Here is a 23,576-nt window from a genome sequence, read left to right as displayed (position 1 = left end):
CGGCGCGGAGGGTAGTGTGTAGCGTGGCCGCGCCAGCGTCCGGCGCGGTCGTTCAGCGCCGCAGGTAGCGCAGCGCGTCGAGCAGCGGATCCTTCGAGATCTGGATCAGGCCGCCGAACGGCGTGCGCATCTCGATCATGACGAAGAACGCCGAGCATACTGTCAGCGCGCCGAGCACCGAGACGACGTGGATCAGCGTGTTATAGGGTGACAGCAAGCCCATCATGAAGAAGATCACGCTGAACCAGAAGATCAGCGCCGCATAGAACGGCAGGTTCACGCCGGTGCCGGACTGCGCGATCACCGCGTCGCGCAGCGCGATGGTCTGCTGCATCAGCTGCAGCGCATGGTCGCGCGGCGCGCGCACCGCGGCCGGCAGGTCGGTCAACTGGGCGAGGCCGTGCAGCACGCTGTCCAGACGTTGCCCTTGCTGCCGCGAACCCACCCGCGTGATCAACTGCCGGTCGAAACCGTTGCGCGCGGCCGCTTCGGCGGCGTCGCCAACCTCGGTGCGTTCGTTGCCCCGGCCCCATGGGCGGCCTGCCGACGTGCCGACATAGGCGGTCAGGGTCGCGCGAAGCTCCGCCGCCGGCGAACCGATCTCGCGCAAGTCGCGGTCGACTTCGATCAGGTTGACGGCATAGCGCTGCACGACATGGCCGAGATCGTCGAATTCGCTCTTGGCCGTGCTGATCAGCACGCCGAGCACGATCGCCGCGAACGTGACCTGCATCAGGATCACCGCTTGCAGCACGGTGGAGGTCTCCTTCGAGCGATACGATTCGGGCATCACGCGGCGCATCCGCATGCCGGCGTGCGATGCGACGACCAGCCAGAGAAGAACGCCCAACGCCACCAGAAAGTCGTGCGTGTCGATGCTTTTCATGGATTCCTCGACTCCTGTCGTCGCGCGAACCGGCTCGCCACTTCGCCGAGCTTAGCGCACCCCCGCGCACGCGGGCGGCCGACCGGAACGCCGGACGATGCGCGCGACCATGCTCCGGCTAGCGCGGCGACGCACTGTCGTCGGCCCCTCGGCCCAGTTCGGCGAGCCGGACGAAGCGATAGAACACGGTCTGCGCATTGAACAGCGCGACCAGCAAGCCCGCCTTGCCGTCGAGAAAGCCGCGCTTGAGCACATAGGTGCGCACGAATGCCCAGGCGCCGCGCGCGCCCGCCTTGCCGAGGGTCGCGCGCTCGCCGCGCGCGAAGCGCTGCCGCGCGCCGGCTTCCGCATAGGCGGCCATCTTACGCAGCACGCTCGCACTGTCCTCGTAAGAGTAGTGCAGCAGTTGACCGGACAGCCGTGTCGCAGCGCCCGAGTAGACCAGCCGTTCGTGCACCAGATCGTCCGAGAAGCGGGCGCGGCCGCGCCGGAACAGTCTCGGCACCCAGTCCGGATACCAGCCGGCATGGTGCATCCAGTGTCCGCAGAAAGACGACAGGCGATCGAGCGCGAACACGTCCGCATCCTCGCGCCGTAACGCCGCGCCGATCGCGTCGCGCAGCGCGGCGCTGACCACTTCGTCGCTGTCGACCACCAGAATCCAGTCGGTATCGAGTTGCTCGATCGCGCGGTTCTTCTGCGGTCCGAAGCCGGGCCAGTCGCTGTGCTCCAGCACGGTGCCGCCGGCCGCGCGGGCCAGCGCCACCGTGCCGTCCCGGCTGCCGGAGTCGAGCACGACGATGCGGTCCGCGAAGGCCACCGCCGCCAGGCACTCGGCGAAGCGCGGACCGGCGTCGCGTGTGATGATCGCGACGCCCAGCGTCGGCGTTCCCGCGTCCGCGCGCGGCGCGTCTGTCGCGGTGATCGGCGCAGGCATCGGCGCGGTGATCGGCGCGCTCATCGCCGACCGTCCGCCGCGGCGGTTCGCGCCGCCGGCAGCGGCGCCGCGCCGGTTTCGCGGCGCAGGTCTTCATAGGCCGCCAGCACGCGGCCGACCGGCAGGAAGAACTTCCACAGCCGGTCCTTCGCAATCTTGCCCGGCAGTACGGGCAGCGGCAGCACCGCGCGGCTGGCGGCCCAGCCCGGCCGCCAGCGGATCGCGATCTTGCGTCGTACCGCCAGCGAGATGGCCGGCACGCCGAGGTTGGAGGCCAGATGCGCGATGCCGGAGTCGTTGCCGATCATCCAGCCGGATTCGTACAGCCAGGCGGCCAGCGCCGAGATCGATCCGAAGACGGGCATCGCCATGCCTTCGTCGTCGAGCCACGACCATTCGGCCCGCTCCTCCGGCGCGACGATGAAGGCGGTTTCTAGGCCGCTCGCCTGCAGCCGCCGCGCAAGCCGCAGGAAGCGGCGCGGCAGCCAGCATTTGCGTGGCAGGTTGGCGCTCGGATGGATCGCGACGCGCAGCCCATGCCGCCGTGCCACCAGCCCGGCCGGCGCGCGCAGACCGTTTTCGCGCACCACGTCGTGCAGGCCGAATTCGTCGCGGCAGATCGCCATCTGCGTGTCGGTCATGTTCTGCAGACGCCGATAGCTCGGCCATTCGTCCATCACCAGCACGCGCGGGTGCCAGCCGCGTACGCTGGGCGGGCTGTCGGGCGGATAGGCCTGCATCACCACATCGAAACCGGCGAGCACGTCGCGGGTCTGCGCGTCGGCCAGCGCCGGGCGAATGTCGAAGTCGGCGAACCAGTCGCGCAGCGCATGCATGTAGCTGCCGAACACGGTCACGCGGTAACCGTTGCGCACCAGGTTGTTGACGACGATCATCGACAACAGCGAGTCGCCCAGGCGAGGCGACATCATGAAGGCGATCGTCTGTCCAGGGGCGAGGCGCGTCGTCGAAATCTCGGTCATCGGCGGTCGCGCCGCCGGGTCAGGCGGCGCAGGAAGAAGAAGGGGCGGTAGATCGCCGGGCAGTTCGCATAGAGGAACACGCGGATCCGCCAGGGCAGGCCGACCTCGCGGCTGCCGAACAGGAGCGCCACGCGCGTACGCCAATCGCTGCTGTCGAACTGCTGCTGCATGAAGCGTTCGCGGGCGTACTTCGACGCGGTGATGTCGCGCATCCGTTCGCCGCAGCCCGCGCGCGCGGCGTCGGCGCGCAGCTGCTCGATTTCGCTGAGCCCGTGCCGGTTCGTGAAGCGCAGCCGCGCAATGTAGTCGTCGAGCCGATAACGGGCGCGTCGCGCCGACAGACCGCCGCGCCGGTAATGGACCAGCGGCGCGTGCAGCGAGCGCGCGCCGCCCGACATGATCGCGCGAAAGGTCATGATCTGATCTTCGCCGAACAGGCCCGGCTGCATCGGACCAAACCGGTCGAACAGGCGGCGCGTCCAGGTGTGCGACGCGCCGATCAGATGCGGGCGGCGCGCTGCCCAATCCTCGAAGCCACGGTAGTCGTCCAGGGTGGTCGGCGAGAGGGTGGCGTGCAGTCCGCCATGCTCGTCCATGTCGACGAGGTCGGTCGCGATCAGGTCCGGGCGGCGCGCGTCAGCCAGCCAGAATGCGACCACCTGGCTGCAGCGGTCCGGCACCGAGATGTCGTCGCCAGCCGCGACGAACAGCAGTTCGCCTTGCGCGAGTGCCGCGAGCGCGCTCAAGTGTGCGCTGATGCCCTGATTGCAGGCATTGCGGCGCAGCACAATGCGGTGTGGACCGGCGTAGCCGGCCAGGCAGGCGGCCGCGGCCTCGAACGTGCCATCGTCGGACGCGTCATCCGAGACGATGATCTCGAGCGGCGAATAGTCCTGCGCAAGCGCGCCCGCAATGGCGGCGGCGATGGTGTCGCGCTGCCGATAGGTGATCAGCAGCAGGCTCACCAGCGGCGTGGCGTCGCTGTCGGCCGGCCTGGCGGACACCGCGGTCATCGGCGGGCCTCGTTCCCGATGCGCGGGCGACGGTGGTGGGGCGATGTGGACACGGCGGTTCGGGCGACGGAAAGCGATGGGGCGTAACTATAGCATCGGCCCACGCTCCCTCGGATCAGGGATACGGCCGGCCGTGGGAACACGGCTATAATGCGCGGTCCTTTCGAGCCGGCGCTGCCGCGGCACCGATTCCGGCAACGGCCAACAGTGCCCGTCGCGCCCCGTCGCGCCCCGTCGCGCCCGTCCGGCAGCCGCGAACGCATGCCGCCGACACATTCAGCGGCCGCGCCGGCGCACGGGCCGCCGACGGCGCGAGCGGGACCGACGGGCACGAGCGAGCACGGTTGCCGCAAGCGCTGGACCTGCGTTGCCCCGCGCGCCGTCGCCGGTGGCGCCGGTGGCGCCGATAGTGGGTCCGACAGCGGCTCGATAGCGGATCCACTGTCGAAGCCTTGGCAGGTCGCCAGAGCACTGAACACACGCAGCAATCATCACGGAGAACTGAATGCCTATGCATGATCCGCTGACGACCCGTTCGACAGGCGCGCTCGCGTCGCTGGCGTGCCTGGTGGCGAGCCTCGGCGTCGGCACGACGCTGGCCGTCCGGGGAGGCAACGGTTATGCACTGTTCCTGCTCTTTGCGCTGGCCCTTTACGTCGGCAGCCGTGCCGGCTGGACGCGTGGCTATCTTGCGCCGCTTGTACGCTACCGGTGGTACACCGCGGCGATGTGCGCGCCGCTGTGCACCGTGGCGGTGCAGCAACTGCTGTTCGGCAGCTTCCTGCCGCGCCAGTTCGATGCCTGGTCGCGGCTGGTGATGATCCTGCCGATCTTCCTGCTGTTGTGCAGGCTGCCGGCGCAACGTCTGTGCTGGCTCGGCTGGGGCTGCGTGCTCGGTGCGATCTGTGCCGGTCTCTGGGGCGGCTGGCAGGCCTGGCACAACGTGCTGACGCCGACCAACCGGCTCGGCAACAGCTACACGAATCCGATTCCGTTCGGCAACACGGCCCTGATGTTCGGCTTCATGTCGGTCCTCTCGATCGGCTGGGACCGACGTCCTCGGCTGACGGCGTGGCCGAAGACCATCGCGTTGCTCGCGGGCCTCTATGCATCGTACCTGTCGGGTACGCGCGGCGGCTGGCTGATGATCCCGTTGCTGATCCTGCTGCTGGCCTTGCAGAACGGTTGGCTGCGCCACGCGCGCCGCAGCCTGTTGCTGTTGGCGGTGGTGGTGGCGCTCGGCGCCGGCCTGGCAACCACGCAAGGCGTGCGGACCCGCATCGACGCGGCCGAGCACGACGTGGCCTCGTTGCTACAAGGGCAGCGCGACACGTCGATCGGGCTGCGCCTGCAACTCTGGCAGGCGTCGACGCGGCTGTTCGCGCAGGCACCGGTGTTCGGCGTCGGCAAGGGACACCTCGAACGCAACCTGCGGGCGATGAGCGCGCGCCATGAAGTCGATCAGGCGATCGTCAACGAGCGGGCGCACAGTGAGTTCTTTTCGACACTCGCCGAAATGGGCTTGATCGGCGTGGCGATGCTCGCGCTGTTCTATTTCGGCCTGGGTTTTCACTTCTGGCGCGAACTGCGCAATCCCGACCGCGTCGTGCGCACCGCGGCGTTCATGGGCGTCGCCCATGCGGTCGCGATCGCGGTTTTCGGCCTGACCATCGACGTGCTGGTCGCCGTGCCCGCGGTCGGGCTGGTCGCGCTGTTCTCGGCGACGCTCCTGGCGATCATCGAGTCGCGCCGTGCCGCCGGCGTACCGATGCGCGAGCCGACGGCGGCACATGCAACGGCGACGCGAGCGGAGACGGGCGGCTCCGCCAACGGCTGAGCGCGCCGGCCGCCAGGGTCAGTGCGGAAGCAGTCCCGCCAGGCGGTGCCCGCCGGCTGACTGTGTTGACGAGGCCACGCCAGCAGCTCGCCGTCAGCGGACCGCGTGCCCGAACGTCGCGCCGAGCGCGAGCAGTGCCTCGACATGACGGTCGACGTCGGGATCGTAGCGCAGCGCTTCGCGCGGGGTCCGCAGCCGGGCGTCCTCGCCCGCTGCCGCCCGCCGCACCGCTTCGCCGATCGCATCGGCCAGGGATCCGGGCGTGTCGCGTGTGAACGCGATGCGCGCGGTGGGATCGATCACGTCGAGACAGCCGACGTTCGCCGCGCTGACCAGCGGCGTGCCGCACAACACCGATTCCACGCCAACCAGGCCGAACGGCTCGTATTGGGACGCGATCACCGTGTAGTCCGCGGCGCGGAAGACATTCTCGATGTCGTCGCGGTAACCCGCATAGCGGATTCGTTCATCGACTGCCTCGACCGGGCGGCCGACCACCAGCAGGCAGACCGGCAGTTCGGTCGACGCAAAGAAGTCGCGCAGCAATGCATAGCCCTTGCGTTCATGACTGGTCGACGAAAACACGAAGACCAGGCGGTCGGTCGGCAGGCCGAGCGCCGCCCGCAGCGCCGCGCGCCGCGCGTCGTCGACCGGACTGAAGCGGCGGGTATCGGCCGGGGGCGGCAGGACGACCACCTTGCCGTCGGCCAGCGCGTAGTGCCGGCGCAGTTCTTCCGCCATCAGGGCCGAATGCGCGACGACGCGCTTCGCGCGTTCATAGGTGCGTTGTTCCAGGGCGATCTGAATCCGATCGCTGAACCGCGGGCGGCGTCCGATCCGCGCCAGGAACCCCGGGTGGGTGCCGCCGCAGATCGCGATGTCGGCGGCGCCGCCGCGATTGCAGGTCAACAGCAGGCGCGGGCGGTTGGCTGACAGCCGACGCTGCAGCAGCAGCGCGAAGCCGGCATCGCGCAGCTTGCCCGGCAGCCAGCGGACACCGAGCACGGCCGGTTCCACCAGGCGCGCCTCGGGCAGCGTGGCGTCGATCCGACGCGCGTAGACGCGGGGCGTGATGGCCCGCCGATGCAGCGCGCCGATCAGGTCGCGTACGTAGCGCTCGAAACCGCCGCTGTTTTGGAGGGCCTGGCAAACGATGCCGACATTCGCTTGCGAAGAAGTCGCGCCGGTTCGGGAAAGGGGCATGGCTGAGGAAGGCGGCGTTGGCGACCGTTGCCGGCGCCGCGCAAGAGGGTGGTTGGGACGACGGCCGGGACGGCGCGGTCGTGGGTGGGCCCGGGCGGGCAGGCCGGTGTCGCACAGACCCCCGACCGGCCGGGGCGGGAGCGCGCTGGCCAGGTTCGGCTGCCGCATGGGCGTAATTCTCTGAAGCGGCATCGCGAACCACATGCCGGGCGGCATTCACAGGCATGTTCGGCGGCAGCGTCGGAGGCGCGTGCCGAGCCGCCTTCACAGCAATGTTCCGCAGCGAAATCCCGCAGCGAAATCCCGCAGCGCATTGTCGGCGTCACCCGGGTGGCGCCCGCCGCCATGCCCGCCAGGTCCGCCAGGTCCGCCAGGTCCGCCGTGTCCGCCGTGTCCGCCGTGTCCGCCGTGTCCGGCGACGTCACGGCCGCCGGCGGCGCGCCTGCATTGCCTTCGCTCCGTGGCCTCCGCTCCATCGCCTGCCGCCGCGCTCGCCCTCGACCCGCTGCCGTGCGCCGCGCCGGCCGACGGCTGGCCGGCCGGATTATAGCAAGCCGCGTCCGGGCGGCGAGCTTGCGGGCCGATGCCGCTACAATGGGCGTTTTTTCGCGCCGGTTGCCGTGCGCGCGGCCTGCTCACGAGCCTCCATGAAGACTGCCGGACCCGATTCATCCGCCACCCTCGCGAAACCGATCGCGCAACGCCAGATGTTCGAGCGGCTGCGGCGCTTCGTCCTGCCGCTATGGCCGATTTGGGTACTTGCCATTCTCACGATGGGGGTTGTCGCTGCATGTGAGGCGGGCATCCCTGCGTTGCTCAAGCCGCTGGTCAACTACGGCTTCGGCAGTCGGGGCGGCGAGGCGGCACGCTATCGGTGGCTGATCCCGTCGGCGGTGGTCGCGCTCGCCCTGGTGCGCGGCGCGTCGCAATACGCGTCGAACTACCTGCTTTCCTATGCGACCAACCGCATTCTGCTGCAGCTCCGCAACGAGATGTTCTCACGCGTCCTGCACGCGCGTGCCGCGTTCTTCCATCGCGAAACCGCCAGCACGATCATCAACGCGGTGGTATTCGAGGTCAATCAGGTACTCAACGTTCTGACCACGGTGATGGTCACGCTGGTGCGCGACTCGATGACCGTGGTCTGCCTGCTTGTGCTCATGCTCTACGAGAACTGGCGGCTGACGCTGATCGTCGCGGTGATCCTGCCAGTGATCGGCTGGCTGGTGGGCAAGATCAATCGGCGGTTGCGCCGCCTCAACCGGGAGTTCCAGGCAAAGACCAACGAGCTCTCGTACATCGTCGAAGAAGTTGTCGGTGGCTACCGCGTCGTCAAGGTACACGGGGGGGAAGCATACGAGCAGCGCCGTTTCGAGGCGATGAGCCAGCGCTTGCGCGGCTATGCGATGCGCATGACCATCGCGGGCGGTCTGGGCCAACCGATCACGCAACTGCTGGCTTCGATCGCACTTGCGGTCGTCCTGACGATTGCCGTGATCCAGTCTGCGAACGACCAGACCACCATAGGCGGCTTTGTCTCGTTCGTGACCGCGATGATGCTCGTCATTTCGCCGCTCAAGCACCTGCTCGACATCAACCAGCCGTTGCAGCGCGGCGTGACTGCCGCCGAACTTATCTTCGGACTGATCGACGAGCCGCCCGAACCCGAAGGCGGATCGCACCGGGCGGGCCGCGTGGCCGGGCGGGTGACCTTCGAGCACGTCGACTTCCATTACGTTGACGCTACACGGTTGGTTCTGAAGGACATCGATTTTTCCGTCGAACCGGGCGAGATGGTGGCGCTGGTCGGGCCGTCGGGCAGCGGCAAAACCACCCTCGTGACGCTGCTGCTGCGTTTCTTCGACCCGCCCGCCGGCCGTATCCTGGTCGACGGTGTGCCGCTCGCCGACTACCGCTTGGCGGACTTGCGCGCGCAGTTCGCTTTCGTCAGCCAGGACGTCGTGCTGTTCAACGATTCCATCGCGGCGAATGTCGCCTATGGCCAGCCGATCGACATGGCGCGGGTCGAGGCGGCAATCGATGCGGCGAATCTGCGCGAGGTGGTTGCGCATTTGGAACAGGGGCTGGAGACGCGGGTCGGCGACAACGGCATGCGGCTGTCCGGCGGGCAGCGCCAGCGTCTGGCGATTGCGCGCGCAATCTACAAGGATGCACCGATCCTGATTCTCGACGAGGCCACCTCGGCCCTGGACTCGGAGTCCGAGCGGCATGTCCAGGCGGCCCTGGAGCGCCTGATGCGCGGCCGCACGACGCTGGTCATCGCCCACCGGCTGTCGACCATCGAGCGCGCCAATCGTATCCTGGTCCTCGATGCGGGCCGCATCGTCGAGGCGGGCACCCACCACGAACTGCTCGACAAGGGCGGCCTCTACGCGAATCTGCACCGCATCCAGTTCCAGCGGTGACGGGTTTGCGCGGCAAAGCGTGCCATGGCTCGCAGGCGCGCCGTGCCCCGCGCAGTGGTCCGCGCAACGACCCGCGGTGTATTCCGCACGGTGGCCAGCGCGCCTGTCGCGCGTCGCTCGACTGGCCCCAGCCGCCATGGCCTCCCGGCCGCCCCTGGATGACGTTCGTCGCGCCCACTAACCCGTCCGGGTGGGTGTGCTAGGCCCGACACTTTGTAAGCAATTGCTTCCACCGAAAGGGCGCCACGGTCCGGCAGGGCCGACCGGCGGGCCTGCGACGGCCTTCGGTAGAGCCGCGGCGACACGCTTGAAATGTGCTGTAAACAACGGTTGCAACTGACTTTTCACTAAATTCCATAATGCATTCGTGCGGTCGACCAAGGCCGCGAAAGCAGAGTCGCCGTGCCCGGCGCGAAGGAGGAGTGATGAAGAAGTGGATTGCAACCGGACTGATTGTGGCTGGCATGGCCGGTGGTATTCAGCAGGCTTCGGCACATGGCCCGGGTGATGCGCTCGGCTGGGCGCTGGGCGGCGCGGTCGTCGGTGCGCTGGTAGGCACGGCAGTGGCGAACTCGGGTCCGGTCTATCAGCAGGCTCCGGTGTATCAGCAGGCTTATGTCGCGCCGGCGCCGGTCTATGTCGAACCTGCGCCGGTCTACGCCGCGCCGGTAGCCTATGTCGAGCCGGCACCCGTCTACGTGCGCGGCCCTGGGCCGCAGTGGCGCGGCCCGGGCTGGCATGGCCCGCGCGCCGACGGCTGGGGTCCTGGCCCGGGCCGGTGGCATTGATACTTCAGCGGTAATTGTTTCGCAAGTAACCATCGGTTGCACCCGCAGCCGAATGGTTGCCTGATAATTGGCCGTATCCAATCACGACCTGAGTGAGGTCTTCCATGCGTAAAGCCTTGTCAGCCGCACTGGTGGCGGCAACGCTGACGCTCGCCGTCCAGCCGAGCTACGCGCGCGGCCCGCACGGCGGCGCCATTGCCGGCGCCCTGCTCGGCGGTGCGGTGCTCGGTGCGGTAGTCGGTTCCGGCTGGGGCCGTGGCCCCGCAGTGGTGTATTCGTCGCCAGCGCCGGTGTACTACGCACCGCCGCCGCCGCCACCGGTCTACTACCCGGCGCCGGTAGCGTACGACTACTATGGCCGTCCGGTGTACCCGCAACGCGCGTACTACTACGGTCCGCCGCCCCCGCCGCCGTATTGACGTCGTGTTGACGGCGTGTTGACGCCGGTGCGGCTGTTGCAGTCTTGCTGCCGGATCGAGCAGACGACAGCCGTGCGACGTCCAGATGACTCCGAAGCCGTGTTCGTCCCGCGAGGGGAACACGGTTTCGTGCCTTCCGGCCCGCGCAACATGGCGCGGGTGCTGCATGAGGCGGCCGCCGTTTGGGTTCCGGCGCTGGCCGGTGTCTGGCTGGCGGTCGCACGCCGACAGGGTGGGGCGGCGGGACGGTGGGACGAGTGACGTGATGGCGGCCCATGCGCGTTGCCGCTGGCCGCGGCCGGCCAATGCGTTCAGTCTCGGCGGCGCTGTTGATTGAGCTGCCGATCGTGCTGTCGGTGGGCCGCCAACCATGGCCTCATCGCTGCCCGGAATCGACGCTGGCGGCAGGCGGGTGAATTTCAATAAGATAAGCGCGTCAGGCGGGCAGCCAACTTGCTCGCGTGCCATTTGGGCGCAGCACGCGCCCGCACCGGCTGACGCGAGGCTCAGGCTTGCAGCGGCCGCCTGAACGTCACGTTGCGTGCGGCGCAACTGCTCAACATTCCAAGACTGCCTTTGCTGCCAACTCGAAGAGCCCAGGCACTTCGGAGGGCTCTCGGACGCCGCACGCGGCGCGCAGCGCTTGCAGGCGCCGCATACGCTGCCGCGCTTACCAGTGCGGGCGCCCCGGCGGGCCGCCATGCCAGCGCGGGTGGTGGTGATGGCGCCAACGTGGTGGCGGCGGCCGCCAGCGCGGCGGCGGCGGTGCATAGCCCGGATAGTAGGCCGGCACCACCGGTGCCCAGCACTGCCGTTCCCAGTGATCGTAGGCCCACACGGTCCGACACCCGGCGTTCGCCGTGGCGGGCGCCAGTGCAATGCCCAGTGTCACCGCTGCGCATGCACCCATCAGAATTCGTTTCATCGACATCGCCGTCTCCTTCTGCGCCGCGGTGTGAGGCATCGCGGATCGCATCTGCATAGAGGAACGGTAACAACGCGGCGTCGGCAGAGGGGTATCAGTGGGTTTCAGCGCGTGAGCAAATGTACATTGCCGGCGTGCCGTCGGCGGGGCCTGCCCCGATCGGCCGGTTCGTCAGCAGCACTGCCTTCGACAGCTGGCGCACCTCGTCCACGCGGCGGGGCGGCGCCGTGTCGGCGCGTCACATCAGCACGATGTCGTACTGCTCCTGGATGAAGCTGGGTTCGACACGGAGCGACACCGGCTTGCCAATGAAATCCGACAGCATCGCGAGATGGGCCGACTCATCCTCCAGGAACAGGTCGATCACCGCTTGCGAGGCCACCACGCGGAACTCGCGGGGGTTGAACTGGCGTGCCTCGCGCATGATCTCCCGCAAGATTTCGTAACACAGCGTGCGGGGTGTCTTGATCTGGCCGCGCGCCTGGCAGGTCGGACAGGTCTCGCAGAGAATATGCGCCAGCGACTCGCGGGTGCGCTTGCGCGTCATCTCGACCAGACCCAACTGCGAGAAGCCGTTCACGGTGACGCGTGTGCGATCGCGCGCGAGCGCCTTGCGCAGTTCGCCGAGCACGGCGTCCCGATGCACCGGGTCCTCCATGTCGATGAAGTCGATGATGATGATGCCGCCGAGGTTGCGCAGGCGAAGTTGCCGCGCGATGGTCTGCGCGGCCTCGAGGTTCGTCTTGAAGATCGTTTCCTCGAAATTGCGTGCGCCCACGTAGCCGCCGGTGTTGACGTCGATCGTCGTCATCGCCTCGGTCTGATCGATGATCAGATAGCCGCCCGACTTGAGGTCGACGCGGCGCGACAGCGCCTTCTCGATTTCGCTTTCGACGTGGTACAGGTCGAACAGCGGCCGTTCGCCCGCATAGTGCTGCACCAGCCCCGCGACCGCGGGCGTGTATTCGCCCGCGAAGGCGGCCAGCTTGTCGTACGTTTCGCGCGAATCGACCTGGATGCGGATGGTGTGCTCGCCGGCGAAATCGCGTAGCGCGCGCTGCGCCAGGTCCAGGTCGCGGAACAGCAGGGTCGCGGGCGGGGAGCGTTGCGCGCGCGCCTGGATCGTTGCCCATGCCTTGCGCAGATAGGCGACGTCGTTGGCCAGTTCCTCGCTGCTGGCATCCTCGGCGATGGTGCGCACGATGTAGCCGCCTTTCTCGTCGGGTGGCAGCACCGCGCCGAGCCGGGCGCGAATCGCTTCGCGTTCGGTCTCGCTTTCGATCTTCTGCGAGACGCCGATATGCGGTTCCTGCGGCAGATAGACCAGGGTCCGGCCCGCGATGCTGATCTGCGTCGACAGGCGCGCCCCCTTGGTGCCGATCGGGTCCTTCGTCACCTGTACCATCAGCGCCTGGCCCTCGAACACGGTCCGCTCGATCGGCAGCGGCGCGGGTTGCGTGTGACCGTCGGCGCGCGGGTGCCAGATGTCGGCAACGTGCAGGAAGGCGGCACGTTCCAGGCCGATGTCGATGAACGCCGATTGCATGCCCGGCAGGACGCGCACCACCTTGCCGAGATAGATGTTGCCGACGCGGCCGCGCGAGACGGTACGCTCGACGTGCAATTCCTCGACGGCGCCCTGCTGGACGATTGCGATCCGCGTTTCCTGCGGCGTGACGTTGATCAGGATTTCTTCGGTCATGGTGCGGTCGGCGGCGGTCGGGCGCGAGGCCGTTGCCTCGCGCAGGTCTTATCGTACGTCAGGCCGCGGATTTTAGAACGAGAGCCCGCTTTGGCGCAGGGCGGCCGCTGTCTCGAATAGTGGCAGGCCCATCACGCCGGAATAGCTGCCGTGCAGCTCCGCGATGAATTCCGCGCCGCGCCCCTGGATGCCGTAGGCACCGGCCTTGCCGAATGGTTCGCCGGACGCGACGTACCGCGCAATGTCCTCGGCTGTCAGCACCCGCACCCTGACCGTCGAGACCGACAGCGCCAGCCGCAGGGCGGGGCCTTGCCAACCGATGCCGGGAGGTTGCAGCGCGGCCGCGCCGCTGGCTGCACGGCCGAGGCCCTCGTCGAACGCGTGTTGCGCGGCGCGGGCCAACGCGAGCGGGTCGGACGCAGCCGTGCCGTCTGCCGCGTGCGTGCCGCGCTCGGACACCGTGCCGGTAGCGACACGGGTCACTACGCCGGTCACTGCGCCGGTCGCCCGGCCAGTGAATGAGCCAGTGAGTGGGCCAATGGCCGACTTGCCGTCGAAGACCGCCACGCCGGTCAGGACCCGGTGCGTCCGGCCCGACAAGCTGGTCAGCATCTGGGTCGCCTGCGCCGCGTCGGCCGGCTTGCCCAGGATCGCGTCATCGAGCGTGACGGTGGTATCCGCGGCCAGAATCGGCGCCACAGGCAGTCCGGACGCCTGGCGACGGGCGCGCGCGGCAAAGCCCTTGGCGAGGGTGACGCGGATCACATAGCTTGCCGGCGTGTCGTCCGGTGCGACGTCTTCCAACGCCTCGGCCGCCTGGGCATCGTCAGGCAGCAACAGACGGTGGGCGACGCCCAACTGGTCGAGCAGTTCGCGCCGTCGCGGGCTTTGCGAGGCAAGATAGACGAAGTGCGGGGCGTCGGCGGGTTTCGGCTGATTTGGCATGGTGGCGAACGGTCGTTGCAAGGCTGAAGACATCGGCGCGCGCAGCGGCCATCCCGGGCATACTGCCGCGCGGCGGCCTTCTGCGCCCATCCCGCCCGCGCTGCGTGGCGCCCGGTCGCCATGCGGAGCATGTCCAGCCGCAGGCCGTGGGCCGGCGCTTGCGTCCTCCCCGGCCAGACGGGAGCGGCAGGGGCGAGGCGGCCGTCCGAGGTGCGGTAGGACGTGCGGTACGGCTGTCAGGCGATCACGCAGCGGTAGTGCGGGCGGTGCGGGCAGTGCGGACCGCGCAGGCGAGTCATGAGTCATGCGTCATGAGTCATGCGAGCGGAGTGCGCGGCGCCGCCGCAGCGGCCTTACACGCGGTGGTAGGGATGGTTCTGCGTGATGGTCCAGGCGCGGTACAGTTGCTCGGCGAGCACGACACGCACCAGCGCATGCGGCAGCGTCATGCTGGACAGGCGCAGCAACTGGTCGGCGCGCGCCTTCAGCCCGGGATCCAGGCCATCGGCGCCGCCGATCACGAACGCGACATCGCGCGCATCGCGCTGCCAGGTGCCGAGCGCGTCCGCGAGCTTGACACTGGTCCAGTCCGCGCCGCGTTCGTCGAGTGCGACCAGACGCGTCTTCGCGGCAATGGCGGCCTCGATACGCGTGCGCTCGATGGCCATCACCTGCTCGGCGGAGCGGCCGGCACCGCGCAGTTCCGGTTTGATTTCGCGCAGTTCCAGACGCAGCTCGGCCGGCATGCGCCGCGCGTATTCGTCGAAGCCGCGTGCGATCCAGTCCGGCATGCGATGACCGACCGCGACGATCGACAGCTTCATCGGTAACCGGGATCAGCGGCGCGGCCGAACCGCGCGCGGGGCGGGCGACTGACGCGCGTCGAGGTCCTCATCGTCGCCGTCGTCGGCCCCTTCGTCGTCGCCATCCGTGCCGCCACCCTTGCCGCCCAGCTTGACGCGCACGGTTTTGCCGCCCCAGATTTCCTCGAGGTTGTAGTACTGGCGCAGCGCGGGTTGCATGATGTGGACGATCGCGTCGCCGCAATCGACCAGCACCCATTCGCCGGTGTCGGTGCCCTCGATGCTGATCACGGTGCCGCCGCCCGCCTTGACCTTGTCGCTGACGCTCGAGGCCAGTGCGCGGGTCTGCCGGTTGGACGTGCCCGAGGCAATGACCACGCGATCGAACAGCGCGGTCAGGTGAGTGGTGTTGAAGACGGTAATGTCCTGCGCCTTCACGTCTTCGAGTCCGTCGACGATCGCTCGCTGGAGCTTGCGGATATCCATATTAGGTGTGGTAGAGGTGATGCTGTCGAATATAGTGCCAAACCGGTCGGGGCACACCGTCGCAATGCGCGTCGGCGGCGGCGATGCCGGCCTGGATGCGGTGTCGGATGTCGGTTGCGGACAGCTCGACCTTGAGTTGTTCATCGATCAGGATGCCGCCGGCCGGATGCTGTTCCAGCCAGTCGGCGGCGTGACGGCGCCGCACGATCTCGGCGCGCAACGCGGGGTCGGGACTGTGCGGCGCGAAGCCCGGCCGCGCGGCGACGCACAGATGGCCCAGGTGCAACAGGTCTTGCCAGCCGCGCCAGGTGGCGAAACCCTGTAACTGGTCGGCGCCGATGATCAGCGACAGCGAAGCGGCGGGACCGAGCCGCGTGCGCCAGTCGGTCATCGTCTCGACCGTGTAGGTGGCGCCCTCGCGCTGAATCTCGTCGTCCGCCACCACGACACGGGTCGGACCGAGATCGAGCTCGGCGGCGGCCAGCCGTGTCATCGCCAGCCGGTGTGCGGCAGCCGAGACGCCGCGTTTCTGCCACGGCTGACCGGCAGGCATCAGCACCAGCGTGTCGAGGTGCAGCAAGGCGGCGAAATGTCGAGCGATCGCCAGGTGGCCGGCATGGATCGGGTCGAAGGTCCCGCCGAGAATCGCGACACAGGGCGTCGCCCGCTGCGTTTGCGGCGCCCGCAGCGGCGACTGGAGCGGCGACTGGAGCGGCGACTGGAGCGGCGGCTGCTGCGTCGGCGCTTCCGCTGCCACGCCGCTCGGCGCTTCGGTTGGCATCGTCATGCGGCCAGCCAGTCGCGCGCGGTCAGGAAGTCGCGTGTCAGCGCGGCCTCGGCGCTGTCCGGTTCCGGGTGCCAGTCATAGCGCCACTCGGCACGCGGCGGCATCGACATTAGGATCGATTCGGTCCGTCCGCCGCTTTGCAGGCCGAAGTGGGTGCCACGATCCAGCACGAGGTTGAACTCGACATAGCGCCCGCGCCGATAGGCCTGGAACGCCCGCTCGCGTTCGCCGAAGGGCAGCGCGCGCCGGCGTTCGATGATCGGCAGGTAGGCGGCCAGGAACGCGTCGCCGACGTCGCGCATCATTGCGAAGCCGCCGTCGAAACCGGCTTCGTTGAAGTCATCGTAGAAGATGCCGCCGATGCCGCGCGGCTCGTCGCGGTGCTTGAGATAGAAGTAGTCGTCGCACCACTTCTTGAAACGCGGGTAGAGCGCGTCCCCGTGCGGCGCCAGTGCATCGCGGCAAACGCCGTGGAAATGGCGGGCGTCGTCCTCGAAGCCGTAGTACGGCGTCAGGTCCATGCCGCCGCCGAACCACATGGCGGCGCTGGCGCCGTCGCGCGTCGCCACGAAGAAACGCACATTCATGTGGACGGTCGGACAGTACGGATTGCGCGGGTGCATGACGAGCGACACACCCAGCGCCTCGAAGCCGCAGCCGGCCAACTCGGGACGCGCCGCGCTGGCCGACGGCGGCAGTGCGGCGCCGCGTACATGCGAAAAGCCCACGCCGCCGCGCTCGATCAATGCGCCGTCTTCCAGGATGCGGGTGATGCCGTCGCCACCCAGCCGAGCGCCAGGGGGTTTGTGCCAGGCGTCCACGCCGAACGCCTGACCGTCGGCCGCGCCCAGGGCGACGGCGATCCGGTGCTGCAGGTCGGTCAGGTAGGCCCGCACGGGCGCCGTGTCGAATGGAGCGGTCATGGCAGTCCCGCGTCGGTGCGGGGATGGAAAAGGAGAGTCGGCACCGCTCGCGGCGCGAGGGCCGCCGGGTGGCCGGGCCTGACCGGCCGGCAAGCCACGCCGGCCCGCCCGCCGCGCGCGTCAGTGCTTGCGGTTCAGCGCCCGATAGCCGATGTCACGGCGGTACTGCATGCCTTCGAACGAGATCTGGTTGATCGTATCGTAGACGGTGGCCTGCGCGCCGCGTACCGAATCCGACAGTCCGACCACGCACAGCACGCGGCCGCCGGTACTGGTCAGCTTGCCATCGCGCAGCGTCGTGCCGCCGTGGAAGGTCACCGAAGCATCCGTTTCGTCCGGGATGCCGGCGATCAGATCGCCCTTCGCCGGGTTTTCCGGATAACCGCGCGCGGCCAGCACGACGCCCAGCGCAGTGCGGCGATCCCAGCTCAGCTCGACCGTATCCAGCCGGCCGTCGATCGCAAGCTCGACCACTTTCGCGAAATCGCCCTTGAGCCGGGCCATGATCGGCTGCGTCTCGGGGTCGCCCATGCGGCAGTTGAATTCGAGCGTGCGCGGGTTGCCATTCGCGTCGATCATCAGGCCCGCGTACAGGAAACCGGTGAAGCGGATGCCGTCGGCTTCCATGCCGCGCACCGTCGGCAGGATGATTTCGCGCATTACCCGCGCGTGCAGTTGCGGCGTGACCACGGGCGCGGGCGAGTAGGCGCCCATGCCGCCGGTGTTCGGGCCGGTGTCGCCATCCAGCAGGCGCTTGTGGTCCTGGCTGGTTGCCAGCGGCAGCACATGCTTGCCGTCGACCATCACGATGAAGCTCGCTTCCTCGCCGGCCAGGAATTCCTCGATCACCACGCGCGCGCCAGCCTGACCGAGCTTGTTGTCGCCCAGCATCATGTCGACCGCCTCGTGCGCCTCGTCGACCGAGGTGGCGACGACGACACCCTTGCCGGCTGCCAGGCCGTCGGCCTTGACGACGATCGGGGCGCCCTTCGCGTCGATGTAGCGGTGCGCCGCGTCCGCGTCGGTGAAGGTCTCGTATTCGGCGGTCGGAATGCCGTGGCGCTTCATGAACGCCTTCGCGAAATCCTTCGACGATTCGAGTTGCGCTGCTTCGCTGGTCGGACCGAAGACGCGCAGCCCGCGTGCGCGGAACACGTTGACGATGCCGGCGGCCAACGGCGCCTCGGGCCCGACCAGCGTGAATGCGACCTTCTCGGCCTCGGCGAAGTCGGCCAGCGCGGCGAGGGCGGCCGGCGTGAAGCCCTCGGCCAGTTCCGGCAATTCGACGTTGCTCAGGCGCGGGTCGCGGGCCGTGCCGCCGTTGCCCGGCGCGACGTAGACGGTCTGGATGCGCGGCGATTGCGCGAGCTTCCAGGCGAGGGCGTGTTCGCGGCCACCCGAGCCGACCACCATTAACTTCATCACTTGTTTCTCATTTTGGAACCGCGTCGTGACCCGTCGTGCCGGGAGCGTCGTGCAGCCCGGCCGGCAAGGCGCGGAGCATCGTCCCGATCCTGAAGACGCTCAGGCTTCGTCGATGATGGCGTTGCTGAAAACTTCCTGTACGTCGTCGAGATTCTCCAGCGCGTCGAGCAGCTTCTGCATGCGTGCCGCATCGTCGCCGGTCAGCACCACCTCGTTCTGCGGCTTCATCGTGATCTCGGCGTTCTCGGCCTTGAAACCGGCCGCCTCGAGCGCGCTCTTGACCTGCGCGAAGACGTTGGGCGGGCAGACCACCTCGACGCTGCCGTCCTCGTTGCCGATCACGTCGTCGGCACCGGCCTCGAGGCCGGCTTCCATCAGCGCATCCTCGGACGCCCCCGGGGCGAACAGGAACAGGCCGCATTGCGTGAACATGAACGACACCGAGCCGTCCTGGCCCATGTTGCCGCCGAATTTCGAGAACGCGTGTCGGACTTCGGCGACGGTGCGCGTGCGATTGTCGGTCATCGTGTCGACGATGACGGCCGCGCCGCCGATGCCATAGCCTTCGTAGCGGATTTCCTCGTAGTTCACGCCTTCCAGACCGCCCACGCCGCGTTGGATCGCGCGCTGGATGTTGTCCTTTGGCATGTTCGCGTCGGTGGCCTTGTCGACGGCCAGCCGCAGGCGCGGATTGCTGTCGATTTCACCGCCGCCGAGACGCGCCGCGACCGTGATTTCCTTGATCAGTCGCGTCCAGATCTTGCCGCGTTTCGCGTCGGTGGCCGCTTTCTTGTGTTTGATGTTGGCCCATTTGGAATGTCCAGCCATGATCGAGTGATGTCCTGTAATCCGGTCGTGTGCGGCGCGCCGCGGCGCCCGGGCGCAGTTCGCGCCACGCAAACGCGTATTCTACCCTGTCGGGACCGGCGAACCCAGTGTCGGCGGGGCGCGCCACGCCGGTGCGCGGCCCCGCCAGGCCGTGCCGCCGCGCGCCGCGGCCGCTTTCCGCCAACGGCTTCAACGACCGCATTCCCGCCCGGGACGCCTACCGGCCCCGGCCGTCGGCTGCCGCTGCCGCGTTCCGCTGCCGTGTTCCGCCGTCCCGTGCCGCCGCGACGTCTAGAATGTGCCGCGGTAGGCGCCGCCGTCGAGCAGCCAGTTCTGTCCGACGATGTAGCCGGCATGCGCGCTGCACAGGAATGCGCAGGCCTGGCCGAATTCGGCCGGTTCGCCGATGCGCCCGGCCGGCAGCGACGCAAGCGCTTGCTGCCGGACCGCCTGCGCCGATGCGCCGGTACGCCGCGCAGTGGCCTCGACGGTCACCTGGTAGCGATCGGTGTCGAACGGCCCCGGCAGCAGGTTGTTGATCGTCACGTTGTCGCCGGCCACTTGGCGGGCAAGGCCGGCGACAAAGCCGGTCAGGCCCGCGCGTGCGCCGTTCGACAGCCCGAGGATGTCGATCGGCGCGCGCACGGCTGCGCTGGTGATGTTGACGATGCGGCCGAAGCGCCGTTCGCGCATCGGGTCGATCGTCGCGCGGATCAACGCGATCGGCGTGAGCATGTTCGCGTCTAGCGCGGCCAGCCAGGCGTCGCGGTCCCAGTCGCGGAAATCGCCCGGCGGCGGACCACCGGCGTTGTTGACCAGGATGTCCGGCGCGGGGCAGGCGGCGAGCGCCTGCGCGCGACCTGCCTCGGTGATGATGTCGCAGGCGACCGTGTCGACACGCACGCCAGTGCGCCGCCGTATCGCCTCGGCCGTGGCCTCCAGCGCGTCGCGGCCGCGCGCGACGATCGTCACCTCGACGCCTTCGGCGGCAAGCGCCTCGGCACAGGCCCGCCCCAGTCCTTTGCTGGCCGCGCAGACGAGCGCCCGGCGGCCTTGAATTCCGAGATCCATCCTTCCTCCTTTTCGTTCGACAGCGGTCTACAGCGGTCTACAGCGGTCGACACCGGCCCAAATCGGTCTGAACCGGTCTGAACCGGTCGACGCGGCCGGGCCCGTCACGCGCGCCCGGCACACCGCCTCAACCTTAGCAAACTCGCGTCGCCCGGCGCAGACGGCCGCCGCCGCTTGCGAAAGACGCCTACACGCTGGCGCGGGCAGGCGGTAGGGGAAGGGTGGCAGGGAAGAACGGGCGCGGCGCGGCTGGCGTGGACCGCCGAGTCGGCAATGCGCGCTTTCTCCGCGCGCGCCGCTCCGGTAAACTCCAGCCCGCGGCCTGTGCGCCGCAGCGCCTGCCCGTCCCCGCGGTTGCCGTGCCTTGCGCGGCGGCCGACGTGTTGGCCGGCGCGTCGGGTTTTGCCCCCAACAGTTCACCGTGCCAGCCTTCCATGCGTCAGGACCCTCGCTTTCCCGATCTGTACATCCTCGATCACCCGCTGATCCAGCACAAGCTGACGCATATGCGCGATCGGTCCACGTCGACGCGCACATTCCGCGAACTGCTGCGCGAGATCACCCTGCTGATGGGGTATGAAATCACCCGTGATCTGCCGTTGGCGACGCGCCTGATCGACACGCCGCTGCAGCAGATCGAGGCGCCGGTGATCGCCGGCCGCAAGCTGGCCATCGTGCCGGTGCTGCGTGCCGGTGTCGGCATGTCCGACGGGCTGCTGGAGCTGATCCCGTCCGCCCGGGTCGGGCACGTCGGCGTCTACCGCGCCGAAGACCACCGGCCGGTCGAATACCTGGTCAAGCTGCCTGACGTCGAGGAGCGCGTGTTCATTCTGTGCGACCCGATGGTCGCCACCGGCTACTCCGCCGCGCATGCCGTCGACGTGCTCAAGCGGCGTGGCGTGCCGACCGAGCACATCATGTTCGTCGCGCTGGTGGCGGCCCCGGAGGGGGTCGAGGTGTTCCAGCGCGCACATCCCGGCGTCAAGCTCTTCGTCGCCTCGCTGGACTCCCATCTCGACGAGCATGCCTACATCGTCCCGGGGCTGGGCGATGCCGGCGACCGCCTGTTCGGCACCAAGAACTGAGCGGGCGCCGCCTCACGACTTCCGCGCGTCGACCGAGCGCCGCGCCGGGGTCCGCTTCGATGCCGGCCGGGCGCGACATCCGCTACACCGGCCGGCCGCCACCACAACACGTTGCTCCACCGAACCGCGCCTTGTCGCGCCACTGCTATGCAACCGATCGCGCCTCGCCTGGCCCTCATCGCGCACGATATGAAGAAGGATGACATCGTCGCGCTGTGCGGCGAATACGTGCCGACGCTCGCCGCCTGCCGGCTGCTCGCCACCGGCACGACCGGCGGACGCATCGCCGAACGCTACGGGCTGGACATCGAGCGCATGCTGTCGGGGCCGCACGGCGGCGACCTGCAGATCGGCGCGCAGCTCGCCGAAGGGCATGTCGACGCGGTGATCTTCCTGCGCGATCCGATGACGCCGCAGCCCCACGAGCCGGACATCAACGCGCTAGTGCGCGCGTGCGACGTGCACAACGTGCCGTGCGCGACGAACCTGGCGACCTCGCGGATGCTGCTCGACGTGCTCACCCTCCGGATGCGCGACAGCGGCCTGCTGGCCACCGCCGCGTCGGCCTGAGCGCGCGACGCAAGCGCCCGACGCAAGCGACAGGACGCGAACGGCAGCACGCGAACGGCAGCACGCGATCGGCAGCACGCGATCGGTAGTTTCCTGGCCGCCGGGACGACCCGGCGTGCGTCTGCGGTCGCGGGGACGGCCCCGCATAGGGCGGGCCGCGCTGCGCGGCACCGCAAGGGGGGAGGCGTGATGGCCTGGATTTACCTGTTTGTCGCTGGCCTGATGGAAGTCGCCTGGGCGTATGGCCTGAAGCAGTCGGAAGGTTTCAGTCGTTTCTGGCCCGCGGTGTTTACCGTGATCGCGATGGTGCTCAGCGTGGTGCTGCTGGCGATCGCGATGCGCCAATTGCCGCTTGGCACCGCCTACGCGGTTTGGACTGGCATCGGCGCGGTCGGTGCGTTCATCGTCGGTATCGTGGTGTTGGGCGAGGCCGTCACGCCGGCCCGGCTGATCAGCGCCGGCCTGCTGCTGGCCGGCATCATCGGGCTGAAGTTGACCAGCCACGCCTGACGCCACGGCTGCATCGAACCGCGACGGCCGGCGGGAGGGAAGCGTTGGCAGGGCGGCGCCGGTGCCGTTCGTGGGCTGATCCATGCCATGAGTGCGATGCGTCCCATGCCTCGTTCGCGCCCGCCGCCGTGCGGCGCGCTGACGCAGCGCAGCACGCGTGCAACGTCGCGTCTATAATCGATCAATCAGGTCTCGATCGTGCTTTGCAGCTTGTGCCGTTGCGCGCTGTCGCGCCGGGCAACGCAGTCTGTGACGCAGCGCCCCGATCGGCGTCGTCGTTGCCTGTCCGACCTCCGCTGCCGCGTTCGCGGGCTGGCGCCGGGCGTCGGCGTGCGGTTCCTATGGAGAAGCGAATGATCGAGACTTTCGCGCTGGCTGCCGGGCTTGCCTGGGCGGCCGGCCTGCGGCTTTATCTGACGGTCTTCCTCGCCGGTCTGTTTCAGCGCCTCGGCATTGTGGACCTGCCGGGTTCGCTGCATGTGCTCGCATCCTCGTGGGTGATCGGCATTGCCGCCGCGCTTGCGATCGTCGAGTTCTGCGCCGACAAGATCCCCGCGCTCGACTCCCTCTGGGACGCGGTGCATACGCTGATCCGCATTCCGTCGGGCGCGGTGATTGCCGCGGCGGCGCTCGGCCACGCGTCGCCCGGACTGGTGCTGTCCACCGCGCTGGCCGGCGCCACGCTGGCCGGCACCGCGCATCTGACCAAGGCGGCGACACGTGCGTTGATCAATCTGTCGCCGGCCCCCGTCTCGAATGTCTTCGCCTCTGCGACCGAGGATGGTCTGGTACTGGCTGGGCTGACGCTGGCCGCTTTCATGCCAGTCGCGTTCCTCGCCTTGCTGCTGGCCTTCCTGTCGGTCGCCGCCTGGGTATTGCCGCGTCTGTGGCGCGGGGTCCGCGGCGGTTGGCAAGGGATGGCGACGAAAATGCTGCCGCGCGTGGTCGGCCGGCTCGAAAGCGAAGTCGAGTGACGGGCCTGGAAGCGGCGGGCCGCGGCCTGCGCCCGGCGGCGCAGTGGCGT

Annotated in this window: 24 protein-coding genes; 9 read left to right on the top strand and 15 right to left on the bottom strand. The window is 68.8% G+C overall.

Features of this window, described 5'->3' with window-relative positions; translation table 11 throughout:
- Positions 1-52 precede the first annotated feature (52 nt).
- From BLU54_RS16330 to BLU54_RS16315, 4 genes are all read right to left on the bottom strand, one after another.
- On the bottom strand, positions 53-886 hold the full coding sequence (locus tag BLU54_RS16330; RefSeq protein ID WP_091910743.1) for a bestrophin-like domain: 834 nt from the start codon (positions 884-886) through the stop codon (positions 53-55).
- A gap of 118 nt (positions 887-1,004) precedes the next feature.
- Positions 1,005-1,823, bottom strand: a complete 819-nt coding sequence (locus BLU54_RS16325; protein ID WP_091910948.1) for a glycosyltransferase family 2 protein — start codon at positions 1,821-1,823, stop codon at positions 1,005-1,007.
- A 20-nt stretch (positions 1,824-1,843) separates the two neighbouring features.
- Complete coding sequence (locus tag BLU54_RS16320) at positions 1,844-2,806, bottom strand: glycosyltransferase family 9 protein (protein ID WP_091910740.1); 963 nt, start codon at positions 2,804-2,806, stop codon at positions 1,844-1,846.
- Complete coding sequence (locus BLU54_RS16315; RefSeq protein ID WP_091910738.1) at positions 2,803-3,819, bottom strand: glycosyltransferase family 2 protein; 1,017 nt, start codon at positions 3,817-3,819, stop codon at positions 2,803-2,805. Before BLU54_RS16315 ends, BLU54_RS16320 begins: the two co-directional genes overlap by 4 nt.
- Before the next feature lie 505 nt (positions 3,820-4,324).
- On the opposite strand from BLU54_RS16315, the gene BLU54_RS16310 reads away from it, so the two are divergent.
- On the top strand, positions 4,325-5,656 hold the full coding sequence (locus tag BLU54_RS16310) for an O-antigen ligase family protein (protein WP_235837993.1): 1,332 nt from the start codon (positions 4,325-4,327) through the stop codon (positions 5,654-5,656).
- Positions 5,657-5,749: 93 nt separating this feature from the next.
- On the opposite strand, the gene BLU54_RS16305 is transcribed toward BLU54_RS16310, so the two are convergent.
- Positions 5,750-6,859 (bottom strand): glycosyltransferase family 4 protein, encoded by a 1,110-nt coding sequence (locus tag BLU54_RS16305; protein WP_091910735.1) that lies wholly within the window; start codon positions 6,857-6,859, stop codon positions 5,750-5,752.
- 707 nt (positions 6,860-7,566) lie between these two features.
- Between BLU54_RS16305 and msbA the strand changes: the two genes are divergently transcribed.
- The 4 genes from msbA (at position 7,567) to BLU54_RS23420 (ending at position 10,753) form a co-directional block, all read left to right on the top strand.
- Complete coding sequence (msbA, locus tag BLU54_RS16295) at positions 7,567-9,285, top strand: lipid A export permease/ATP-binding protein MsbA (protein ID WP_407919437.1); 1,719 nt, start codon at positions 7,567-7,569, stop codon at positions 9,283-9,285.
- A 425-nt stretch (positions 9,286-9,710) separates the two neighbouring features.
- A complete protein-coding gene (locus BLU54_RS16290; protein ID WP_091910729.1) occupies positions 9,711-10,073 on the top strand; it encodes a hypothetical protein in 363 nt (120 codons plus the stop codon).
- Positions 10,074-10,177: 104 nt separating this feature from the next.
- Positions 10,178-10,492 carry a hypothetical protein gene (locus tag BLU54_RS24490; protein WP_091910727.1) on the top strand — a complete coding sequence of 105 codons (315 nt, stop codon included), beginning with the start codon at positions 10,178-10,180 and terminating at the stop codon, positions 10,490-10,492.
- Between the two features lie 72 nt (positions 10,493-10,564).
- Positions 10,565-10,753: a hypothetical protein gene (locus BLU54_RS23420; RefSeq protein ID WP_139169728.1), complete on the top strand. Its 189-nt coding sequence runs from the start codon at positions 10,565-10,567 to the stop codon at positions 10,751-10,753.
- Between the two features lie 409 nt (positions 10,754-11,162).
- Here the strand turns inward: BLU54_RS23420 and BLU54_RS16280 are convergent, their stop codons facing one another.
- The 10 genes from BLU54_RS16280 to BLU54_RS16235 all read right to left on the bottom strand — a co-directional run bounded on the left by BLU54_RS16280 (position 11,163) and on the right by BLU54_RS16235 (position 20,387).
- Positions 11,163-11,423 (bottom strand): hypothetical protein, encoded by a 261-nt coding sequence (locus BLU54_RS16280; RefSeq protein WP_139169727.1) that lies wholly within the window; start codon positions 11,421-11,423, stop codon positions 11,163-11,165.
- Between the two features lie 232 nt (positions 11,424-11,655).
- Positions 11,656-13,119: a ribonuclease G gene (gene rng, locus BLU54_RS16275; protein ID WP_091910723.1), complete on the bottom strand. Its 1,464-nt coding sequence runs from the start codon at positions 13,117-13,119 to the stop codon at positions 11,656-11,658.
- 72 nt (positions 13,120-13,191) lie between these two features.
- The gene (locus BLU54_RS16270; RefSeq protein ID WP_091910945.1) at positions 13,192-14,064 is read right to left on the bottom strand and encodes a Maf family protein; all 873 of its coding nucleotides are present in this window, start codon (positions 14,062-14,064) and stop codon (positions 13,192-13,194) included.
- 353 nt (positions 14,065-14,417) lie between these two features.
- Positions 14,418-14,888 (bottom strand): 23S rRNA (pseudouridine(1915)-N(3))-methyltransferase RlmH, encoded by a 471-nt coding sequence (rlmH, locus tag BLU54_RS16265; protein ID WP_091910720.1) that lies wholly within the window; start codon positions 14,886-14,888, stop codon positions 14,418-14,420.
- Between the two features lie 12 nt (positions 14,889-14,900).
- Positions 14,901-15,353: a ribosome silencing factor gene (gene rsfS / locus BLU54_RS16260; RefSeq protein WP_091910718.1), complete on the bottom strand. Its 453-nt coding sequence runs from the start codon at positions 15,351-15,353 to the stop codon at positions 14,901-14,903.
- Position 15,354: 1 nt separating this feature from the next.
- Positions 15,355-15,999 carry a nicotinate-nucleotide adenylyltransferase gene (locus BLU54_RS16255; protein WP_407919436.1) on the bottom strand — a complete coding sequence of 215 codons (645 nt, stop codon included), beginning with the start codon at positions 15,997-15,999 and terminating at the stop codon, positions 15,355-15,357.
- A gap of 137 nt (positions 16,000-16,136) precedes the next feature.
- Positions 16,137-17,063, bottom strand: a complete 927-nt coding sequence (gene hemF, locus BLU54_RS16250) for an oxygen-dependent coproporphyrinogen oxidase (protein WP_091910716.1) — start codon at positions 17,061-17,063, stop codon at positions 16,137-16,139.
- 120 nt (positions 17,064-17,183) lie between these two features.
- Entirely contained in the window at positions 17,184-18,485 is a 1,302-nt protein-coding gene (gene purD, locus BLU54_RS16245; RefSeq protein WP_091910714.1) for a phosphoribosylamine--glycine ligase, read from the bottom strand.
- A gap of 102 nt (positions 18,486-18,587) precedes the next feature.
- Positions 18,588-19,316, bottom strand: coding sequence for a YebC/PmpR family DNA-binding transcriptional regulator (locus tag BLU54_RS16240; RefSeq protein WP_091910712.1), 729 nt, complete (start codon positions 19,314-19,316; stop codon positions 18,588-18,590).
- Positions 19,317-19,607: 291 nt separating this feature from the next.
- Complete coding sequence (locus BLU54_RS16235; protein ID WP_091910710.1) at positions 19,608-20,387, bottom strand: SDR family oxidoreductase; 780 nt, start codon at positions 20,385-20,387, stop codon at positions 19,608-19,610.
- 434 nt (positions 20,388-20,821) lie between these two features.
- Between BLU54_RS16235 and upp the strand changes: the two genes are divergently transcribed.
- The 4 genes from upp to BLU54_RS16215 all read left to right on the top strand — a co-directional run bounded on the left by upp (position 20,822) and on the right by BLU54_RS16215 (position 23,526).
- Positions 20,822-21,472, top strand: coding sequence for a uracil phosphoribosyltransferase (gene upp / locus BLU54_RS16230; RefSeq protein ID WP_091910708.1), 651 nt, complete (start codon positions 20,822-20,824; stop codon positions 21,470-21,472).
- A 147-nt stretch (positions 21,473-21,619) separates the two neighbouring features.
- On the top strand, positions 21,620-22,042 hold the full coding sequence (locus tag BLU54_RS16225; protein ID WP_407919434.1) for a methylglyoxal synthase: 423 nt from the start codon (positions 21,620-21,622) through the stop codon (positions 22,040-22,042).
- Positions 22,043-22,231: 189 nt separating this feature from the next.
- Positions 22,232-22,552, top strand: a complete 321-nt coding sequence (sugE, locus tag BLU54_RS16220; RefSeq protein ID WP_091910706.1) for a quaternary ammonium compound efflux SMR transporter SugE — start codon at positions 22,232-22,234, stop codon at positions 22,550-22,552.
- Positions 22,553-22,905: 353 nt separating this feature from the next.
- A complete protein-coding gene (locus BLU54_RS16215) occupies positions 22,906-23,526 on the top strand; it encodes a DUF4126 domain-containing protein (RefSeq protein WP_091910938.1) in 621 nt (206 codons plus the stop codon).
- Positions 23,527-23,576: the final 50 nt, after the last annotated feature.

The sequence above is a fragment of the Chitinasiproducens palmae genome (genome assembly GCF_900095735.1).
GTDB lineage: Bacteria > Pseudomonadota > Gammaproteobacteria > Burkholderiales > Burkholderiaceae > Chitinasiproducens > Chitinasiproducens palmae.
The sequence above is the reverse complement of the archived record's forward strand: the minus strand, read 5'-3'. Positions and strand labels throughout refer to the sequence as shown.

Coding starts and splice junctions, on each gene's coding strand:
- BLU54_RS16330 (WP_091910743.1), bottom strand. CDS start 886: ATGAAAAGCATCGACACGCACGACTTTCTGGTGGCGTTGGGCGTTCTT.
- BLU54_RS16325 (WP_091910948.1), bottom strand. CDS start 1,823: ATGCCTGCGCCGATCACCGCGACAGACGCGCCGCGCGCGGACGCGGGA.
- BLU54_RS16320 (WP_091910740.1), bottom strand. CDS start 2,806: ATGACCGAGATTTCGACGACGCGCCTCGCCCCTGGACAGACGATCGCC.
- BLU54_RS16315 (WP_091910738.1), bottom strand. CDS start 3,819: ATGACCGCGGTGTCCGCCAGGCCGGCCGACAGCGACGCCACGCCGCTG.
- BLU54_RS16310 (WP_235837993.1), top strand. CDS start 4,325: ATGCCTATGCATGATCCGCTGACGACCCGTTCGACAGGCGCGCTCGCG.
- BLU54_RS16305 (WP_091910735.1), bottom strand. CDS start 6,859: ATGCCCCTTTCCCGAACCGGCGCGACTTCTTCGCAAGCGAATGTCGGC.
- msbA (WP_407919437.1), top strand. CDS start 7,567: ATGTTCGAGCGGCTGCGGCGCTTCGTCCTGCCGCTATGGCCGATTTGG.
- BLU54_RS16290 (WP_091910729.1), top strand. CDS start 9,711: ATGAAGAAGTGGATTGCAACCGGACTGATTGTGGCTGGCATGGCCGGT.
- BLU54_RS24490 (WP_091910727.1), top strand. CDS start 10,178: ATGCGTAAAGCCTTGTCAGCCGCACTGGTGGCGGCAACGCTGACGCTC.
- BLU54_RS16280 (WP_139169727.1), bottom strand. CDS start 11,423: ATGTCGATGAAACGAATTCTGATGGGTGCATGCGCAGCGGTGACACTG.
- rng (WP_091910723.1), bottom strand. CDS start 13,119: ATGACCGAAGAAATCCTGATCAACGTCACGCCGCAGGAAACGCGGATC.
- BLU54_RS16270 (WP_091910945.1), bottom strand. CDS start 14,064: ATGCCAAATCAGCCGAAACCCGCCGACGCCCCGCACTTCGTCTATCTT.
- rlmH (WP_091910720.1), bottom strand. CDS start 14,888: ATGAAGCTGTCGATCGTCGCGGTCGGTCATCGCATGCCGGACTGGATC.
- rsfS (WP_091910718.1), bottom strand. CDS start 15,353: ATGGATATCCGCAAGCTCCAGCGAGCGATCGTCGACGGACTCGAAGAC.
- hemF (WP_091910716.1), bottom strand. CDS start 17,063: ATGACCGCTCCATTCGACACGGCGCCCGTGCGGGCCTACCTGACCGAC.
- purD (WP_091910714.1), bottom strand. CDS start 18,485: ATGAAGTTAATGGTGGTCGGCTCGGGTGGCCGCGAACACGCCCTCGCC.
- BLU54_RS16240 (WP_091910712.1), bottom strand. CDS start 19,316: ATGGCTGGACATTCCAAATGGGCCAACATCAAACACAAGAAAGCGGCC.
- BLU54_RS16235 (WP_091910710.1), bottom strand. CDS start 20,387: ATGGATCTCGGAATTCAAGGCCGCCGGGCGCTCGTCTGCGCGGCCAGC.
- upp (WP_091910708.1), top strand. CDS start 20,822: ATGCGTCAGGACCCTCGCTTTCCCGATCTGTACATCCTCGATCACCCG.
- BLU54_RS16225 (WP_407919434.1), top strand. CDS start 21,620: ATGCAACCGATCGCGCCTCGCCTGGCCCTCATCGCGCACGATATGAAG.
- sugE (WP_091910706.1), top strand. CDS start 22,232: ATGGCCTGGATTTACCTGTTTGTCGCTGGCCTGATGGAAGTCGCCTGG.
- BLU54_RS16215 (WP_091910938.1), top strand. CDS start 22,906: ATGATCGAGACTTTCGCGCTGGCTGCCGGGCTTGCCTGGGCGGCCGGC.